This window comes from Actinosynnema sp. NPDC053489 (assembly GCF_044544865.1).
Classification (GTDB): domain Bacteria; phylum Actinomycetota; class Actinomycetes; order Mycobacteriales; family Pseudonocardiaceae; genus Actinosynnema.
Genome location: NZ_JBITXT010000002.1, coordinates 680,663 through 698,015, shown reverse-complemented (window position 1 = coordinate 698,015; position 17,353 = coordinate 680,663). Strand labels below are relative to the sequence as shown.

Genomic DNA, 17,353 nt, shown 5'->3' with positions numbered 1-17,353 from the left:
TTCGCGGGCGAGCGGGAAGGGGCTAGGCGTCGCCGGGCTTGTCGCCCTCGCCCCCGGCCGGGTCGCTCTTGGGCTGGTCGCCCCCGGGCTGGTCCCCGGCCTGCGGCCGGTCGGATTGCGGCCGGTCGGTCTCTGCCCGACCGGGCTGCGGCCGGTCGGACGGTGCCTGGCCGAGCTGTGCCTGGTCGGACGGTGCCTGGCCGGACTCGGGTTCGCCGCCCGTGCCCCCGCCGGACTCCGCCTGGTCGCGCAGGGTGCGCTCCAGCTCGGCCATCGGGTCCTCCAGCGCCTTGCGCGTCTGGCCGAACCGCTCGGCGAACTCCATCGGGTCGTCCAAGTCCTCCGCCGTGGGCACCAGGTCGGGGTGCTCCCACACGCTGTCGCGCTGCTCGACGCCGTGCTGGTCGGTCAGCAGCTTCCACAGCGCCGCCGCCGAGCGGTGCCGGCGCGGCCGCAGCTCCAGGCCCACCAGCGTGGCGAACGTCTGCTCCGCCGGACCGCCGGACGCGCGCCGCCTGCGCAGCGTCTCCCGCAGCGCCTCCGCGCCGGGCAGCCGCTCGCCGACCGCCTCGTTCACCACCACGTCCACCCAGCCCTCGACCAGGGCCAGCAGCGTCTCCAAGCGGGTCAGCGCGGCCTTCTGCTCGGGCGTGGTCTGCGGTTCGAGCATCCCCGACTTCATCGCCTCTTCGATGCTCGCCGGGTTCGCGGGGTCGATCTGGCCGGCCAGCTGCTCCAGCGCCGAGGTGTCCACGGTGATGCCGCGGGCGAACTCCTCCACCGTGTCCAGCAGCCGCTGCCGCAGCCACGGCACGTGGCTGAACAGCCGCTGGTGCGCCGCCTCGCGCGCGGCCAGGAACACCAGCACCTCGCTGGTCGGCCGCTCCAGGCCCTCGGTGAACTTCTCGATGTTGTCGGGCAGCAGCGCGGCCGTGCCCTCGGGCCCGAGCGGCAGCCCGACGTCGGTCGACGTGAGCACCTCCGCGCCGAGCTGCGCCAGCGCGCCGCCCAGCTGCGAGCCGAACGCCATGCCGCCCATCTGCCCGAGCATCGACAGCAGCGGGCCGGCGGCCTCCTTCGCCTCGGCGGGCATCGCGTCGACCCACGCGCCGGACACGCGCCGCGCCACCGGGTCGCACAGCCGCTGCCACGTCGGCAGGGTGCGCTCCACCCAGTCGCGCGCGGTCCAGCCCTGGGACGTGCGGGCGCCCGCGGGCAGCGCCGTCACCGGGTCCAGCCACATCTCCGCCAGGTGCACGGCGTCGGCCACCGCGCCGTCCTGGTCCGGGCGGAACCCGGTGCCGCCCTTGCCGGCGAGCTGCTGGAGCGCGATCTGCTTGGCGAGGTCGTAGTTGACCGGCCCGGCCGACGTGCCGGCGGTGCTGAACATCGCACCGAGCTGGCTCAGCATCGCGCCGAGCTGGTTGAAGTCGAAGGGGTTCTCCCCTTGGTCTCCGGGTTTGCGGTCGCGGTCGTCGGGGTCCTGCGGGCTGAACCCGAAGGGCAGGTCACTCATGGGTCCACGGTACGCGGCACGTGACCTCCGCGTGGGACCGGTTCGCCGGCAGCGTGACGCCGTGGTCGTACCCTGTCGGGCGTGACCGAAGGCACCGACACCGTCGTGGACCAGGCACCAACCCCACCGCACGCGCCGCGGCGCGGCCTGACCCGGCGGACGTGGACCCTCGTGGTCAGCCTCGTGGTCGTGCTGGCCCTCGGCCTGCTCGGCGGGTTCGCCCGCGTGCCCTACGTCGCCCTCGGTCCCGGGCCGACCTACAACACGTTGGGCCAGGTCAACGGCGGTGACGTGGTGTCGGTGGAGGGTCAGGAGACGTTCCCGACCGGTGGCGCGCTGACCATGACCACGGTCTCGCTCACCGACGACGTGTCGCTGTTCGGCGCGCTCGGCCTGTGGGTCAGCGGCCGGTACGCGCTCGCCCCGCGCGAGGAGTTCTTCCGGCCCGGCGAGTCGGAGCAGGAGGTCCGCGACCAGAACGTGAAGGCGTTCCAGGACTCGCAGACCAGCGCCGAGGTGTCCGCGCTGCGCTACCTCGGCTACCCGATGAAGGTCGTCGCCGCCGAGATCACCAACGGCACGGCGGCGGCCGAGGTGCTGGAGCCAGACGACCGGCTGCTGGAGGTCAACGGCAAGCAGGTGGGCGGCGCCGACGACGTGCGCTCGGCGCTGGAGGCCACCAAGCCCGGCGACCGGGTCTCGCTCACCTTCGAGCGCAAGGGCGAGCGCAGGACCGCCACCGTCACCCTCGGCCGCGCCGAGGGCCGGGAGAGCGGCTTCCTGGGCGTGCTGCCGCTGGAGCGCGCGGACGTGCCGTTCGAGATCAAGATCAGCCTCACCGACGTCGGCGGCCCGTCCGCCGGCCTGCTGTTCGCGCTGTCGATCGTCGACAAGCTCACCCCCGGCGAGCTGAACGGCGGCAAGTCCGTCGCCGGCACCGGCGAGATCAACGACCGGGGCGAGGTCGGCCGCATCGGCGGCATCCAGTTCAAGATGGTCGCCGCCCGTGAAGGCGGCGCCACCGTGTTCCTCGTGCCCGCGGGCAACTGCGACGAGGCCAAGCAGCACGCCCCGGAGGGCATGCGCCTGGTCAAGGTCGAGAAGCTGGACGACGCGGTGCGGTCGCTCGAGTCCCTCGACAAGGGCGGCGACGCGCCGAGCTGCTAGGGGCGCAGGGTCTCCAGCAGGGCCCGGGTGAGGTTCGGCGCCAGCTCCGGGTGCGCCACGACCTCCTCGGGCACCTCCACGTTGCCGCGCAGCCGCAGCACGCACGCCGCCGAGCCGTCCCGCAGCACGGCCGCGACCAGCCTCGCCTCCCGGCGCTGGGGGTGCTCGGCGGCGAACCGCCTGGCCTGCTCGTCGTCCAGCTCCTGCTCGGTGAGCTGGGCCTCGGCGTCCGGCGGCAGCACGACGATCTCCTGCGCCAACGCGCAGCCGTGCACGACGTCGGGCCACACGATGCCCGCGAGCGCCCGGTCCAGCTCGTCGTCGGGCAGCGAGTCCTGCGCGATCGGCGTCAACGGGGAGGTCTCGGGGTCGAGCTGCCCCGCGAGCTCCGGCTGCTGCGCCAGCAGCTCGGCCGTCGGGACCAGCGCGAACAGCTGGGTCGGCTGGTTCCACCCGGCGGTGGACACGAACTCCTCGACCTCGCGGGCGACCGCAGGCAGCACCACGGGCGGCGTTTCACTGGCTGACACGTGGGCCATGGTCGCATCCGGGTAAACGACCGACCCAACGGGGAACCCTCGGCGGCCTCCGTAGAGTTGGACAGAACGTACGAACGCCACTACCGCGATCCAGGAGCGTGCCCCGTGGCCACACGGCCCCCGGTCGGACTGCCCAGGCTGTCCCGTCGCAGCCGGATTCTGCTCATCGTCGGTGCGGTCGTCCTGGTCGGTCTGATCACCGGCTCCAGGCTGCTCGGCACCTACGTCAACTGGCTCTGGTTCGGCGAGGTCGGCTTCCGCAGCGTTTACGGCACGGTGCTCGCGACCCGCTTCGGGTTGTTCTTCGCCGTGGGCCTGCTGGTCGGCGGCCTCGTCGCGATCAACCTGATCATCGCCTACCGCACCCGGCCGGTGTTCGTGCCGGTGTCGGGCCCCGACGACCCGGTGGCCCGCTACCGCGCGGTCGTCAGCAGGCGGATGAGGCTGTTCGCCATCGGCCTGCCGCTGGTGGTCGGCCTCATCGCCGGCACCTCGGCGCAGAGCGACTGGCAGGTCGTCCAGCTGTTCTTCAACGCCACCTCGTTCGGCGTGAACGACCCCGAGTTCGGCCACGACATCGGCTTCTACGCCTTCCAGCTGCCGTTCTACACGTGGATCCTGTCGTGGCTGTTCATCGCCACGGCGGTGGCGTTCGTCGCCGCGGTGGTGGCGCACTACCTGTTCGGCGGCATCCGGCTCGCGGGCCGCGGCGGCCAGCTGTCCGGGCCCGCGCGCACCCACCTGGCGATCGTGGCCGGCGTGTTCATCCTGCTCAAGGCGGTCGCGTACTTCTTCGACCGGTACACGCTGCTGTTCTCCGAGCGCAACGACAAGTTCAACGGCGCGAGCTACACCGACCTGAACGCGGTGCTGCCCGCCAAGCTGATCCTGCTGTTCATCGCGGTCTTCTGCGCCATCGCGTTCTTCGCGGGCGCGGTGCTGCGCAACCTGCAGCTCCCGGCCATCGCGACCGTGCTGCTCGTGCTGTCCTCCATCCTGGTCGGCGCGGCGTGGCCCGCCGTGCTGGAGCAGTTCTCGGTGCGCCCGAACGCCATCGAGAAGGAGGCCGGGCCCATCGGGCGCAACATCGAGGCGACCAGGCAGGCGTACGGGCTGACCGACGACAAGGTCGAGAGCAAGCCGTACGCGGGCAAGCAGAACGTCTCGCTGGACGAGCTGAAGAACGACCAGGCCACGGTGGGCAACGTGCGGCTGCTCGACCCGGCCGTCATCGCCAAGACGTTCACCCAGTTCCAGCAGCTGCGGCCGTTCTACGCGTTCCCGGAGAAGCTCGACGTCGACCGGTACAAAGTGGACCAGCAGCTCCAGGACTACATCGTGGCGGTCCGCGAGCTGAACACCTCCGGCATCCCGCAGGGCCAGCGCGACTGGATCAACCAGCACCTGATCTACACCCACGGCAACGGCATGGTGTTCGCCGAGGCCAGCAAGGTCAACTCGCCCGCGGACGAGGGCGGCAACGGCGGCTACCCGGTGTTCGACGTGGCCCAGGTCGGCCCGGACGGCAAGGTGCAGCCCGGCCCGTTCGGCGTGGAGCAGCCGCGCACCTACTTCGGTGAGCTGGGCGGCCCCGCCGACTACGCCATCGTCGGCGGTCGGGGCGAGGGCGCCCCGGGCGAGTACGACACCGACGGCTCGTCCTACACCTACACCGGCAAGGGCGGCGTCCGCATCGGCGGCCTGTTCAACAAGACGGTCTTCGCCGCCGCGTACGGCGAGCGGAACATCCTGTTCAACTCGGCCATCGGCGACGACTCGCGGATCATCTTCAACCGCCACCCGCGCGACCGCGTGGAGGCCGTCGCGCCGTGGCTGACCGTGGACGGCGACCCGTACCCGGCGGTCGTGGACGGCCGCATCACGTGGATCGTCGACGGCTACACCACGCTCGACAAGTACCCGTACGCGCGCAGCACCGCCCTGGGCGACGCCACCAACGACTCGCTGCCGGGCGTGGCGCAGCAGCCCAACCGCGAGATCAGCTACATCCGCAACTCGGTCAAGGCCACTGTGGACGCCTACGACGGCACGGTGACCCTCTACGAGATGGACACGCAGGACCCGGTGCTCAAGGCGTGGATGGGCGTCTTCCCGGGCACGGTCAAGCCGAACAGCGACATGTCGCAGTCGCTGCGGGAGCACCTGCGCTACCCCGAGGACCTGTTCAAGGTGCAGCGGGAGATGCTGTCGGAGTACCACGTGGACAACCCGCGGGACTTCTACTCCGGCGTCTCGTTCTGGTCCGTGCCGTCCGACCCGACCATCGACAACGCCACCACGGTGGAGGCGCAGCAGCAGGGCGTGCAGCAGCAGCGGGACCGGCAGCCGCCGTTCTACGTGCTGGCGGGCGACCCGACCGGTGACGCGAACAAGGTGAGCTTCCAGCTCACCAGCGCCCTGGTGCGGCTCAACCGCGAGTTCATGGCCTCGTACGTGACGGTCAGGTCCGACCCGGACAACTACGGCAAGATCAGCGTGCTGACGCTGAACAACGAGGCCAAGGGCCCGCAGCAGATCCAGACGACGTTCCTGACCAACGGCGAGGTCAGCGGCGAGCTGAACCTGCTCACCCAGCGGCAGACCAAGGTCGTCTACGGCAACCTGCTCACCCTCCCGGTGGGCGGCGGCCTGCTCTACGTGGAGCCCATCTACATCGAGCGGGCCAGCCAGAACACCCAGTTCCCGCAGTTGTTCAAGGTGCTGGTGAGCTTCGGCGACAAGGTGGGCTACGCGCCGACGCTCAGCGAGGCGATGGAGGAGGTGCTGTCCGGCTCCTCGGCCCAGGTGCCGCCGTCGAACAACACCGGCCAGCCGCCGAGCACCACGCCGACGACCACGCCCACCGCGCCCAACGACGGCCAGGGCGGCACGCAGCTGCAGCAGGCCGTGCGGGACATCCAGGCGGCGCTGGCGCGCGTGAAGTCGGCGCAGTCCAGCGGCGACTTCGCCGAGCTGGGCAACGCCTACAAGGCGCTGGACGAGGCGACCAAGCGGTTCGAGACGGCCAGCGCGGGCAGCACCTCGCAGCCGCCGTCGACCGCGCCGACCCAGCCGACCGGCTGACCTGCGCGGACGAGTGAATCGGGTGGCTCCGGACACGTTCCGGGCCACCCGATTTGCATCTCCGTTAACCGGGGGCGTAGAGTTCCCAATGCAGCGCGGGGTGGAGCAGCTCGGTAGCTCGCTGGGCTCATAACCCAGAGGTCGCAGGTTCAAATCCTGTCCCCGCTACCACGTGAAAGGCCCCCGGAGTTCCGCTCCGGGGGCCTTTCGCCTTTTGTCGGTCGCATGCCCTCCGACGTGCTGCGATGCGGTTGGGGGACCCCGGTGAAAAGCGGTTCCGGAGGCGTGTATAGTTGTCCTCACAGCGCGGGGTGGAGCAGCTCGGTAGCTCGCTGGGCTCATAACCCAGAGGTCGCAGGTTCAAATCCTGTCCCCGCTACCACGTGAAAGGCCCTCGGAGTCGCGACTCCGAGGGCCTTTCGCCTTCCCCGCGGTGCTCAGGTCATGTTCTCCGCCCAGTACTGGGCGCACGCCAACGAGCAGACCCGGCCCTCGCCGCTGACCGTGCGGTGCCTGCGGATCTGCTTCCCGCACACCATGCACTCGTCCTTGCCGGCCTGGTCCGGGATCGTGCCGGACGCCCAGGCGCGGGCGTTGCGGACCACCTTCGTCCCCGCTGTCCATTTGATGCCCACAGCTACCTCCCAGTCGAACGAGCACAGCGTCGAACCGAACACCCGGGGTAATGCTCCCACCACCCGACGTGTTTGCCACGTCAAGAGCCGGACATCACCGGGTTGTGCTATCGGTGACCGGTCCCGCCGGGGCGGCCCGGACGCGCCGCGTGACCCCGCGCTGCCGTTAGGGTGAACGCAAAAATGCGGTTTCCCTTGCGGCTCAATGATTTCCACGCGGCGTGGACAGCCCGGGTCAAGCGGCCGAACGCGTGGCGTTGATCAGCGGCCGGTTACGCAGAGGTGCTTTGCGTTGCTCCGCTTGGCCCAACTCCGCTAGCCCGTGATCAGCCACAGTGGACAGAACGGCTGACCATTGTGGACAGCGGGCGGTGAGCGTGGCACCGTTGGTGGTGTGTCGGACCTGAATGCGACGGCGGCGGCCCTGCTCGGGCTGCTGCACGACGGACCCAAGACCGGTGGCCAGCTCGTGGCGGAGGCCGGGGAGCGCTTCGGAGCGTTCTTCAGCGTCACCCGCAGCCAGGTCTACCGCGAGTTGCCCGCGCTGGCTGACGCCGGCCTGCTGCGCCTCGGCAAGCAGGGCCCCCGGTCGAGCCAGCAGTACGTGCTGACCGCCGCGGGCAAGAAGGCGTTCAAGAACTGGCTGCTCTCCGAGCCGGGGCCGGACCACCTGCGCAGCCCGCTGATCCTGCGGCTGGTGCACGCGGGCTCCCTGACCGCCAAGCAGCGGCAGGGGCTCGTGGACTCCGCCCGCGCGAGCTACGGCGCCGAGCAGGAGGCCGCCAAGACGGCGGTCAAGACCGCGGAGGACGCCTACGCCAAGGCGGTCGCCGAGTTCGGCCTGGCCCACGCCAAGGCCGTGCTCAAGCTGCTCGACGCCATCCCCCTCGGCTGACGCGCGCCCACCGGTCGCACTCGGCGGCCGGTGCCGGCGTAATCTTGGGCCGTGAATCCGGACGTCGAAGCAGACATCAAGGACCTCTCCGCCACGCTCGCGAGCATCGAGGCGGTCATGGACCTCGACGCGCTGCGCGCCCGGGTCGCCGAGCTGGAGCAGGCGGCGGCCCGGCCCGACCTCTGGGACGACCAGGAGAAGGCGCAGCAGGTCACCAGCCAGCTCTCCCACAAGCAGGGCGAGCTGCGCCGGGTCACGAACCTGCGCGACCGGCTGGACGACCTGTCGGTGCTCTACGAGCTGGCCGAGGACGAGGGCGACGCGGGCAGCCTCGCCGAGGCCGACGCCGAGCGCGCGAAGCTGCGCGAGGAGATCTCCTCGCTGGAGGTCCGCACCCTGCTCTCGGGCGAGTACGACGAGCGCAACGCCCTGGTCACGATCCGTGCCGAGGCGGGCGGCGTGGACGCGGCCGACTTCGCCGAGATGCTCCTGCGGATGTACTCGCGGTGGGCCGAGCGGCACGGCTACGGCGTCGACGTGTTCGACACCTCCTACGCGGAGGAGGCGGGCATCAAGTCGGCGACGTTCCGCGTCACCGCCCCCTACGCCTACGGCACGCTCAGCGTCGAGCAGGGCACGCACCGCCTCGTGCGCATCTCGCCGTTCGACAACCAGGGCCGCAGGCAGACGTCGTTCGCGGGCGTCGAGGTGGTGCCCGTGGTCGAGCAGTCCGACCACGTGGACATCGACGAGAAGGACCTGCGGGTCGACGTCTACCGCTCCTCCGGCCCCGGCGGCCAGGGCGTGAACACCACGGACTCGGCCGTGCGCATCACGCACCTCCCGACCGGCATCGTCGTCTCCTGCCAGAACGAGCGCTCGCAGCTGCAGAACAAGGCCACCGCGATGGCCGTGCTCCAGGCCAAGCTGCTCGAGCGGCAGCGGCAGGAGGAGCAGGCGAAGATGGACGCGCTGAAGGACTCCGGGTCGAGCTGGGGCAACCAGATGCGCTCCTACGTGCTGCACCCCTACCAGATGGTCAAGGACCTGCGCACCGAGCACGAGGTCGGCAACCCGTCCGCGGTGCTCGACGGCGAGATCGACGACTTCCTGGAAGCCGGCATCCGCTGGCGCAAGCAGCAGCAGTCCTGATCGGTCAAGCCCCCATCCGGCGGGCGACACGAGGGCTTCACCCCCGCCACGAGTAGACTCGCGCCTCGTGATTCGCCTCGAACACGTGTCCAAGGTCTACAAGAGCTCCGCCCGTCCCGCGCTCGACAACGTCTCCGTCGAGATGGACAAGGGCGAGTTCGTGTTCCTCATCGGGCCTTCCGGTTCCGGGAAGTCCACGTTCCTGCGGCTGCTGCTGCGGGAGGAAGTGCCCAGCAAGGGCCGCGTGTACGTGTCGAACTTCGACGTGGCCAAGATGTCGCGGCGCAGGGTCCCCCGCCTGCGCCAGTCCATCGGCTGCGTGTTCCAGGACTTCCGCCTGCTGACCAACAAGACCGTGGCCGAGAACGTCGCGTTCGCGTTGGAGGTGATCGGCAAGCCCCGCAACACCATCGTGAAGGTGGTGCCCGAGGTGCTCCAGCTGGTCGGCCTCGACGGCAAGGCCGACCGGATGCCGCACGAGCTGTCCGGTGGCGAGCAGCAGCGGGTGGCCATCGCCCGCGCGTTCGTCAACCGGCCCCTGGTGCTGCTCGCCGACGAGCCGACCGGCAACCTGGACCCCGACACGAGCCAGGACATCATGCTGCTGCTGGAGCGGATCAACCGCACCGGCACGACCGTGCTGATGGCCACCCACGACCACAACATCGTCGACTCCATGCGCCGTCGCGTGGTCGAGCTGGACCACGGCCGGATCATCCGCGACGACGCGCGGGGTGTTTACGGCGTGGGCCGCTGAGCCCCAGGCCGCCGGACCCCCTCAACCCCCGACCCCGAGGAACCCTCCCCCCGATGCGTACCAGCTTCGTGTTCAGCGAGGTCGTCACCGGCCTTCGCCGGAACGTCACGATGACCATCGCGATGGTCCTCACGACCGCGATCTCGCTCTTCCTGCTCGGTGTCGGCCTCCTGGTCGTCAACATGGTGGGCAAGATGCAGGACGACTACCTCGGCAAGCTCGAGGTGGCGGTCATGCTGACCAACGACATCAGCGTGAACGACAAGGACTGCACCCAGCAGCCGTGCTCGAGCCTGCGCAGCGCGCTGGAGACCACGTCCGGGGTCGAGACCGTCGTCTACGAGAACCGCGACAAGGGCTACGAGCGGTTCAAGAAGGTCTTCGAGTCGCAGCCCGAGTTGGCCAAGCTGGCCCGCCCCGAGGCCATCCCCGCCATGTTCCGGGTCAAGCTGGAGGACGCGGAGCGGTCCGACGTGATCGTCCAGGCGTTCACCGGCAAGGCGGGCGTGAAGAAGGTCGACGACCAGCGCGAGGACCTCGACCGGCTGTTCGGCTTCCTCAACGGCGTCCGCGACGCGGCCCTGGCGCTGGCCCTGCTCCAGGCGTTCGCGGCCCTGATGCTGATCTCCAACACGATCCAGGTGTCGGCGTTCACCCGGCGCACGGAGGTCGGCATCATGCGCCTGGTCGGCGCGACCCGCTGGTACACCCAGCTGCCGTTCCTCATCGAGGCGGTGGTCGCGGGCGTCATCGGCGCGGTCGCCTCGATCGGGTTGCTCGTGGTGACGAAGCTCTTCCTGCTCAACCGGGTGCTAGGCGAGCTGTTCTCGGCCAACATCATCCCCGAGGTGAGCATGGTGGAGATCCTCTTCCTGTCCCCGATCCTGGTCGGGGTGGCGGTGCTGATCTCCGCGCTGACCGGTTACGTCACGCTGCGGCTGTACGTGCGCCTGTAGGTTCCGCCCGCCGATAACGGCTGGCGCGCTCGCGTAAGGTTCCGGTCATGGTCAAGGAACGCGGTCAGAAGGTGATCGCGTCGAACCGCAAGGCTCGGCACGACTACACCATCCTCGACACCTACGAAGCCGGTGTCGTGCTCGTCGGCACCGAGGTGAAGAGCCTGCGCATGGGCAGGGCGTCCCTTGTGGACGCCTTCGCGCAGGTCGACGACGGCGAGATCTGGCTGCACGCGCTGCACATCCCCGAGTACGTCGCGGGCACCTGGACCAACCACGAGGTGCGCCGCAAGCGGAAGCTGCTGCTGCACCGCGGCGAGATCGAGCGGCTCATCGGCAAGACCAAGGAGAGCGGTCTGTCGCTGATCCCGCTGTCGATGTACTTCAAGGACGGCTACGTCAAGGTCGAGCTGGCGCTGGCGCGCGGCAAGAAGTCCTACGACAAGCGACAGGACCTGGCCAAGCGGGACGCGCAGCGGGAGATCCAGAAGGCGCACGGCCGCGCGTTGAAGGGCCGGTACTGACCCCTCGCCGGGGTGCCGGGCCTGGTCGACGTGCACGTGCACCCCATGCCGCGGCGGGTGCTCGACGAGGTGTGGGCGTACTTCGACCCCGCGCCCCGGCACCACGGCTTCGACCGGCCGATCCGGTACCGGCCGCCCGGGGCGGGCGGCCGGCCGAGCTGCACGACAGCGGGGCCAGGCCGCTCGGCATCAGCCCAGGTTGAGGTAGGCGAGCACGGCGCGCACGCGGCGGTGCTCGTTCGTGCTGGGCTCCAGGCCGAGCTTGGCGAAGATGTTGCCGACGTGCTTCTCCACCGCGCCGTCGGACACCACCAGCGAGGCGGCGATGGCCGCGTTCGACAGGCCCTGCGCCATCAGCCCGAGCACCTCGCGTTCACGCTGGGTGAGCGAGTCGACGGGGTTGCGCTTGGCCCGGACCATGAGCTGCGTGATGACCTCGTGGTCGATGCTCGTGCCGCCCTCGGCGACCCGGCGCACCGCGGCCACGAACTCCGACACGTCGGCCACGCGCTCCTTGAGCAGGTAGCCGACGCCGCTCGCGCCGCCGGCCAGCAGCTCCACGGCGTAGCGCTCCTCCACGTACTGCGAGAGGACCAGCACGGGCAGGTTCGGGACGCGCTTGCGCGCCTCGATGGCCGCCCGCAGGCCCTCGTCGGTGAACGTCGGCGGCATCCGCACGTCCACCAGGGCCAGGTCGGGGCGGTGCTCCTCGATCGCGGTCAGCAGCGCCTCGCCGTCGTCCACCGCCGCCACCGTCTCGATGCCCTCGTCGGCCAGCAGGCGTTGCACACCCACCCGCAGGAGGACCGAGTCCTCCGCGATCACCACGCGCACGGCAGCTCCGTCCGGATCACGGTCGGCCCGCCGATCGGGCTCACCACGACGACCACGCCGTCAATCGTCGCAGCCCGGTCCGCGAGCCCCGCGAGGCCACCACCCGGGCGCACCTCCGCGCCGCCGCGGCCGTTGTCGGTGACCTCCACGACCACGGCGTTCTCGGTGCGTGACACGGTCACCCGGGCGTGGGTCGCCCCGGAGTGCTTCGCGATGTTGGTCAGCGACTCGGCGACGGTGAAGTACGCGGTGCTCTCCACGGCCGTCGGCGGGCGCGGCTCGACGTCCACCTCGACGTCGACGGGGATCGGGGAGCGCGCGGCCAGCGACGACAGGGCCGCGTCGAGGCCGCGGTCGCCCAGCACCGACGGGTAGATGCCGCGGGCCAGGTCACGCAGCTCGGAGATGGCGAGCTTGGCGTCGGCGTGCGCCTCGGCGATCAGCTCCCGGGCTGCGTCCGGGTCGGTCTCCAGCTTGCTGCGCGCCCGGCCCAGGCCCATCGCCACGGCGACCAGGCGTTGCTGCGCGCCGTCGTGCAGGTCGCGCTCGATGCGCCGGCGCTCCGCCTCGGCCGCCTCCACGCCGCGGGCCCGGCTGGCCGACAACTGCTCCGCCTTGGCCGACAGCACGCCGTACCGGGACGGGCCCAGCAGCGACTTCGCCAGCAGCGCGTGCCCCCGACCCAGGGCCTTGAGCAGCCGGTGGCCGACCACGGCGAGCAGCAGGCCCAGCACCGTCACCGGCAGCGCCCTGGCGAAGGAGTTGATCAGCCACACCGTGCCGTCGGGCAGCGTGACCTCCCACGTCGCCGGCAGCCAGTGCAGGTAGAACGGCAGGAACACGGTGCCGAGCACCGCCGACCACACCGCCACCGTCAGGGCGAACTCGAAGACGCCCAGCGGCAGCATCAGCAGCCAGTAGGCCAGGTCGCGCCACGTCGCCGGGTCCTTGGCGATCGCCTTCGCGCGCGCGGTCGCGGTGTCGGGCAGCGGCCGGTAGGGGCGGGGGATGTCGACGCCCAGCACCACGCCCAGCCAGGCCCGCTCGGCGCTCGCCGCGCCGCGGGCCAGCACCATGGTCAGCACGCCCAGCGGCAGTCCCACCCAGATGACGGCGGTGCCGAGGCTCACCGCGCCCAGCGTCACCAGCAGGACGAACCAGAAGATCCCGGTCACCAGGTTCAGCAGGAAGTACCCGCTGATCCGGCCGATGCCCGGGTTGACCCGCGTCGCCATGTTCCCCACCTTCACGCCCGATGTACCCGACCAGCATCGCCCCGTCGGGTGACGTGGACCATCAGGTCCCCCGGTCGGCGAGGGGTGGGGACAGCCCTACCGACCCAATGGGAATGAACGACGGGCCGCGGGGCGTTATGCTGTGCGGAGCAGTCCCACGACACGGGGGTGAACGGTTTCGACTTTGTGCGTTGATTCAAGGGAAGCGTGCCGGTGCAGGCGAGAGACCACCGCAAGCGTCATCGCAAACCAATAAGCGCCGAGTCCAAGGACCAGCGCATGTTCGCCCTCGCCGCCTGAGGCTAGGAGCGACATTGTCGGCCCGGAGGAGCCTCCGATCCGGTCGCCGGCATCAGCTAGGAGGCTCACCGCCGTTCCCGGCCACGGGGAACGGTTGGGACACCCACAGTGGCTGGGCTCATCACGGTGACTTGTCCGCGTGATCATCGGGGCCGAGTAGAGGTGTAGCGGACTGCGCACGGAGAAGCCTTGATGAGGCGGCAGAGGACCCGGGTTCGATTCCCGGCACCTCCACTTCCACCGAGGGCGGGGTGACCGACGGAGAGCGTCGGTCACCCCGCCCTTCTTCGTGCTCAGCGGCGGGCCGGTGGGGCGGTCAGGGGGTCTTCCGGCCACCGGTGCTTCGGGTAGCGACCCCTCAGCTCGGCCCGCACCCGCGGGTAGCCCGTGCGCCAGAACGAGGCCAGGTCGGACGTCACGGCGGTCGGGCGGCCGGCGGGGGAGAGCAGGTGCAGGACGAGCGGCACGCGGCCGTCGGCCAGGCGGGGTGTCGCGGTCCAGCCGAAGACCTCCTGGACCTTGACCGGCAGGACCGGCTCCGGGCCCGAGTAGTCCACCCGGACGCGGGAACCCGAAGGCACCTCCAGGCGGTCCGGGGCCAGCTCGTCGAAGCGGGTCGCGGCGGGCCACGGCAGCAGTCGGCGCACGACGTGCTCGCCGCTGATGCGGGCCAGGTCGGCCCGGCGGCGCGCGGTGCCCAGGTCGACCACCGCGATCAGCGCCTCGTCGTCCACCGCGGGCCACGGGTCGCCGAGCACCCGGTGCAGGAAGGCCATCCGCTCACGCGTGCGCAGGCCGTCCGCGTCCCACCGCAGCAGCCCCACGCCCTCCGCGCGGAGGCCGGCCAGCAGCGCCCGGTGGATCGCCCCGCGGTCGTGCAGCGGCTTGCTCGACAACGTGATCGCACCCAGCTTGCGCAGCCGGTTCGCCACCACGTCCCCGTCCCACCGCACGTCGTCCTCGACCGCCAGCAGGGACGACGCGGCGGTCACGGCCAGCTCCTCGTCCGCCCGCGCGGCCAGCCGGACGCGACCGTGCGCGCGGCCGGCCTCGCGGTCGGCGACGGCCACGGCGAGCCACTCCGCGTCGGCCAACCCGCTGCCCGGCGGCAGCTCCACCGCCGTGCCGCCCGCCATCAGGTACACCGGCGAGCCCGCGGCACGCCTGCGCGCCAGCCGCTCCGGGTGCGCCAGGGCGACCACCAGCGCCGGATCGCCCCGCCCGTCGCCCCCACCGCCGCCCTCGACCAGCGCGGCCAGCCGGCGGACCTCGCGCGGGTCGGCGTCCCGGGTCGACAGCTCCACCCCCGGGTTCGCCCGGTCGTCGTCCAGCAGCGCCACCACCTCGGCGGCCGTGCGCGCGCCGACGGCCGCCGCGCCGTCCAGCAACGCCCGCGCCAGCCGGGGGTGCAGGCCCAGGTCGGCCATCCGGCGGCCCCGGTCCGTGGCACCCCGGTCGTCCAGCGCGCCCAGCGCCCGCAGCACCGAGCGACCGGCCTCCAGCGCGCCCGGCGGCGGCGCGTCCCACCAGCCCAGCCCTTCGCCGTCGGGCACGCCCCAGCAGGCCAGCTCCAACGCCAACCGGGTCAGGTCGGCGGTCCGGATCTCCGGCTCCGGGTAGCGCGGCAGGGTGCTGTGCTCGTGCGCCGGCCAGCACCGGTAGACCCGGCCCGCCGCCTCGCGGCCCGCCCGGCCCGCGCGCTGGTCGGCCACCGCGGCGCTGACCCGGACCGTGGCCAGGCCCGACAGCCCGCGCCGGTGGTCGACCCGCGGCACGCGCGCCAGGCCCGAGTCCACCACCGCCCGCACCCCCGGCACGGTCAGGCTCGACTCGGCGATCGCCGTGGCCAGCACGACCCGCCGCCGGGTGCCGGGCCGCAGGGCGTCGTCCTGGGCGGCGGCGGGCAGCCGGCCGTGCAGCGGGAGCACGTCCACGTCGCCGCCGACCAGCGCGGCGCACCGCCGGATCTCCGCCACGCCCGGCAGGAACGCCAGCACGTCGCCGTCCACTTCGGACAGGGCCTGCCGGATCGCGCGGGCGACGGCGGCCTCCACGCGCTCGCCGCGCGCCGGCGGGGTGTGGACGACCTCCACCGGGAACGTCCTCGCCTGCGCCCGGACCACCGGCGCGTCACCCAGCAGCCGCGCCAGCCGGTCGGCCGCCACCGTCGCGGACGTGGCCAGCAGCCGGAGGTCCGGGCGCAGGCCCGCGCGGGCGTCGAGCAGCAGCGCCAGCAGCAGGTCCGCGTCCAGGTGCCGCTCGTGGCACTCGTCCAGCAGCACCGTGCCGACGCCCGCCAGCTCCGGGTCGTGCTGCAACCGCCGCACCAGCAACCCCGAGGTCACCACCTCGATGCGGGTGTCCTTCGACGTCCTGCGGTCGCCGCGCACCGAGTAGCCCACGGTCCGGCCCACCGGTTCGCCGAGCAGGCTCGCCATCCGCGCGGCCGCGGCGCGGGCGGCCAGCCGGCGCGGTTCGGCCACGACCACGCGGCCCTCCAGCGCCAGCGGCACCAACGTCGTCTTGCCCGTGCCGGGTGGGGCGACCAGCACCGCCGAGCCGTGCGCGGTCAGCGTGGCCGCGATCGTGCCCAGCAGCGGGCGGATCGGCAGGTTCGGCAGCTCCACGGCGTCCAGTGTTGTGCCACTGTGGACCCATGGGGAAATGGGGTGTCCTCACCGCGTCCGTGGCCGTCGCCCGCGCGGTCGTGGCGATCAAGACCTGGCGGGAGGTCCGGGCGCTGCCCGCGGCGCGGGTCGACGCCGGTTCCGTGACCGCGGTCGTGCCCGCGCGCGACGAGGAGCGCACCATCGACCAGTGCCTCGCCGGGCTGCGCGCGCAGGACCACGCCGACCTGCGGATCGTCGTCGTGGACGACGCGTCCACCGACCGCACCGCCGAGGTCGTGCGGCGGCACGCGGCCGAGGATTCGCGGGTGCGGCTGGTGAGCAGTCCCGGGCCGCCGTCGGGCTGGGCCGGCAAGGTGCACGCGCTGCACGTGGGCACGGCCGACGCCGACACCGACTGGCTGCTGTTCGTGGACGCCGACACCGAAGCCGCGCCCGACCTCGTCGGCAGGCTGCTCGCCGGTGCCCGCGAGGGCGACCTCGACCTGGTGTCCACGTCCGGTCGCGGCACGAAGCCGAGCGCCGGCTGGTGGCTGCTGCTGCCGCCGGTCAACCAGCTGCTGTTCGAGACCACGACCGTGGACGGGCGGCGCGGCATGGCGCTGGCGGTCGGGCACTGCATCCTCGTCCGCCGGGCGGTGCTCGAACGGGCGGGCGGCTGGGCCGCGATCGCCGGGTCGCGCGCGGACGACGTCGACTTCGCCACCCTGATCCGCGACACCGGCGGCCGCACGCGGTACGTGGACGGCGCGGACTCGCTGACCACGTCCGGCCTCGACGCGTTCGGCGACACGTGGGCGTCGATGCGCAAGAGCATGGTCGCGGGCACGTCCCTGTACGCGAAGGGCCCGGCGAGCGCGTTCCTGTCGCTCGGGTCGACGGGCCTGGCGCACCTCGCGTACGGCGTCGTGCCCGCGGTGACGGCGGTGCGCGGGTCGCGGCTCGGCGCGCTGACCTGGCTCGCGCAGTCGGCCGCCGCGTGGGCGTTCCTGCGGCGGGCCCGGCAGCCGCGGTCGGCGGCCGTGCTGGCGCCGCTGTCCTACGCCGCGTTCGGCGCGCTGTCGCTGGAGGCCGCGTGGCACGCGCTGCGCGGCACCGCGAAGTGGAAGGACCGGGACGTGCGAGGCTGACG

Annotated in this window: 14 protein-coding genes, 2 tRNA genes and 1 other RNA gene; 11 read left to right on the top strand and 6 right to left on the bottom strand. The window is 72.0% G+C overall.

All coding sequences use genetic code 11. The features are described from left to right. Window positions 1-22 precede the first annotated feature (22 nt). Window positions 23-1,516: a zinc-dependent metalloprotease gene (locus tag ACIGNX_RS06350; RefSeq protein WP_396536904.1), complete on the bottom strand. Its 1,494-nt coding sequence runs from the start codon at window positions 1,514-1,516 to the stop codon at window positions 23-25. 81 nt (window positions 1,517-1,597) lie between these two features. Here ACIGNX_RS06350 and ACIGNX_RS06345 point away from each other — a divergent pair, with 81 nt between their 5' ends. After that, the gene (locus ACIGNX_RS06345; RefSeq protein ID WP_396536902.1) at window positions 1,598-2,683 is read left to right on the top strand and encodes a PDZ domain-containing protein; all 1,086 of its coding nucleotides are present in this window, start codon (window positions 1,598-1,600) and stop codon (window positions 2,681-2,683) included. Here the strand turns inward: ACIGNX_RS06345 and ACIGNX_RS06340 are convergent. After that, the gene (locus ACIGNX_RS06340; protein WP_396536900.1) at window positions 2,680-3,222 is read right to left on the bottom strand and encodes a PPA1309 family protein; all 543 of its coding nucleotides are present in this window, start codon (window positions 3,220-3,222) and stop codon (window positions 2,680-2,682) included. The two genes, ACIGNX_RS06345 and ACIGNX_RS06340, sit on opposite strands and share 4 nt — an antisense overlap. 105 nt (window positions 3,223-3,327) lie before the next feature. On the opposite strand from ACIGNX_RS06340, the gene ACIGNX_RS06335 reads away from it, so the two are divergent. The 3 genes from ACIGNX_RS06335 (at window position 3,328) to ACIGNX_RS06325 (ending at window position 6,688) form a co-directional block, all read left to right on the top strand. Then, window positions 3,328-6,306 carry a UPF0182 family protein gene (locus ACIGNX_RS06335; RefSeq protein WP_396536899.1) on the top strand — a complete coding sequence of 993 codons (2,979 nt, stop codon included), beginning with the start codon at window positions 3,328-3,330 and terminating at the stop codon, window positions 6,304-6,306. A gap of 94 nt (window positions 6,307-6,400) precedes the next feature. Beyond that, window positions 6,401-6,477, top strand: a tRNA-Met gene (locus ACIGNX_RS06330). 134 nt (window positions 6,478-6,611) lie between these two features. Further along, window positions 6,612-6,688: transfer RNA gene (locus ACIGNX_RS06325), tRNA-Met, on the top strand. Between the two features lie 55 nt (window positions 6,689-6,743). Here the strand turns inward: ACIGNX_RS06325 and ACIGNX_RS06320 are convergent. Further along, window positions 6,744-6,983 carry a hypothetical protein gene (locus ACIGNX_RS06320; RefSeq protein WP_396536897.1) on the bottom strand — a complete coding sequence of 80 codons (240 nt, stop codon included), beginning with the start codon at window positions 6,981-6,983 and terminating at the stop codon, window positions 6,744-6,746. 352 nt (window positions 6,984-7,335) lie between these two features. Between ACIGNX_RS06320 and ACIGNX_RS06315 the strand changes: the two genes are divergently transcribed. From ACIGNX_RS06315 to smpB, 5 genes are all read left to right on the top strand, one after another. Beyond that, entirely contained in the window at window positions 7,336-7,836 is a 501-nt protein-coding gene (locus ACIGNX_RS06315) for a PadR family transcriptional regulator (protein ID WP_396536895.1), read from the top strand. 51 nt (window positions 7,837-7,887) lie between these two features. Beyond that, entirely contained in the window at window positions 7,888-8,988 is a 1,101-nt protein-coding gene (gene prfB, locus ACIGNX_RS06310; RefSeq protein ID WP_396536893.1) for a peptide chain release factor 2, read from the top strand. Window positions 8,989-9,055: 67 nt separating this feature from the next. Further along, a complete protein-coding gene (gene ftsE / locus ACIGNX_RS06305) occupies window positions 9,056-9,745 on the top strand; it encodes a cell division ATP-binding protein FtsE (protein WP_396536891.1) in 690 nt (229 codons plus the stop codon). 53 nt (window positions 9,746-9,798) lie between these two features. Beyond that, on the top strand, window positions 9,799-10,701 hold the full coding sequence (ftsX, locus tag ACIGNX_RS06300) for a permease-like cell division protein FtsX (protein WP_396536889.1): 903 nt from the start codon (window positions 9,799-9,801) through the stop codon (window positions 10,699-10,701). A 47-nt stretch (window positions 10,702-10,748) separates the two neighbouring features. Further along, the gene (gene smpB / locus ACIGNX_RS06295; protein WP_396536887.1) at window positions 10,749-11,225 is read left to right on the top strand and encodes an SsrA-binding protein SmpB; all 477 of its coding nucleotides are present in this window, start codon (window positions 10,749-10,751) and stop codon (window positions 11,223-11,225) included. Window positions 11,226-11,414: 189 nt separating this feature from the next. On the opposite strand, the gene ACIGNX_RS06290 is transcribed toward smpB, so the two are convergent. Then, a complete protein-coding gene (locus tag ACIGNX_RS06290) occupies window positions 11,415-12,059 on the bottom strand; it encodes a response regulator (protein ID WP_396536885.1) in 645 nt (214 codons plus the stop codon). Next, window positions 12,047-13,294: a sensor histidine kinase gene (locus tag ACIGNX_RS06285; RefSeq protein ID WP_396536883.1), complete on the bottom strand. Its 1,248-nt coding sequence runs from the start codon at window positions 13,292-13,294 to the stop codon at window positions 12,047-12,049. Before ACIGNX_RS06285 ends, ACIGNX_RS06290 begins: the two co-directional genes overlap by 13 nt. Before the next feature lie 164 nt (window positions 13,295-13,458). On the opposite strand from ACIGNX_RS06285, the gene ssrA reads away from it, so the two are divergent. Next, window positions 13,459-13,831, top strand: a transfer-messenger RNA (tmRNA) gene (gene ssrA / locus ACIGNX_RS06280). 56 nt (window positions 13,832-13,887) lie between these two features. Here the strand turns inward: ssrA and hrpB are convergent. Further along, entirely contained in the window at window positions 13,888-16,221 is a 2,334-nt protein-coding gene (gene hrpB / locus ACIGNX_RS06275; protein ID WP_396536881.1) for an ATP-dependent helicase HrpB, read from the bottom strand. A gap of 29 nt (window positions 16,222-16,250) precedes the next feature. Between hrpB and ACIGNX_RS06270 the strand changes: the two genes are divergently transcribed. Beyond that, window positions 16,251-17,351 carry a glycosyltransferase gene (locus ACIGNX_RS06270; RefSeq protein ID WP_396536879.1) on the top strand — a complete coding sequence of 367 codons (1,101 nt, stop codon included), beginning with the start codon at window positions 16,251-16,253 and terminating at the stop codon, window positions 17,349-17,351. Window positions 17,352-17,353: the final 2 nt, after the last annotated feature.

Excerpts from the sequence above, each read along its gene's own strand:
- ACIGNX_RS06340 (WP_396536900.1), bottom strand. The coding sequence starts at position 3,222 with ATGGCCCACGTGTCAGCCAGTGAAACGCCGCCCGTGGTGCTGCCTGCG.
- ACIGNX_RS06350 (WP_396536904.1), bottom strand. The coding sequence starts at position 1,516 with ATGAGTGACCTGCCCTTCGGGTTCAGCCCGCAGGACCCCGACGACCGC.
- ACIGNX_RS06285 (WP_396536883.1), bottom strand. The coding sequence starts at position 13,294 with ATGGCGACGCGGGTCAACCCGGGCATCGGCCGGATCAGCGGGTACTTC.
- smpB (WP_396536887.1), top strand. The coding sequence starts at position 10,749 with ATGGTCAAGGAACGCGGTCAGAAGGTGATCGCGTCGAACCGCAAGGCT.
- ftsX (WP_396536889.1), top strand. The coding sequence starts at position 9,799 with ATGCGTACCAGCTTCGTGTTCAGCGAGGTCGTCACCGGCCTTCGCCGG.
- ACIGNX_RS06270 (WP_396536879.1), top strand. The coding sequence starts at position 16,251 with ATGGGGAAATGGGGTGTCCTCACCGCGTCCGTGGCCGTCGCCCGCGCG.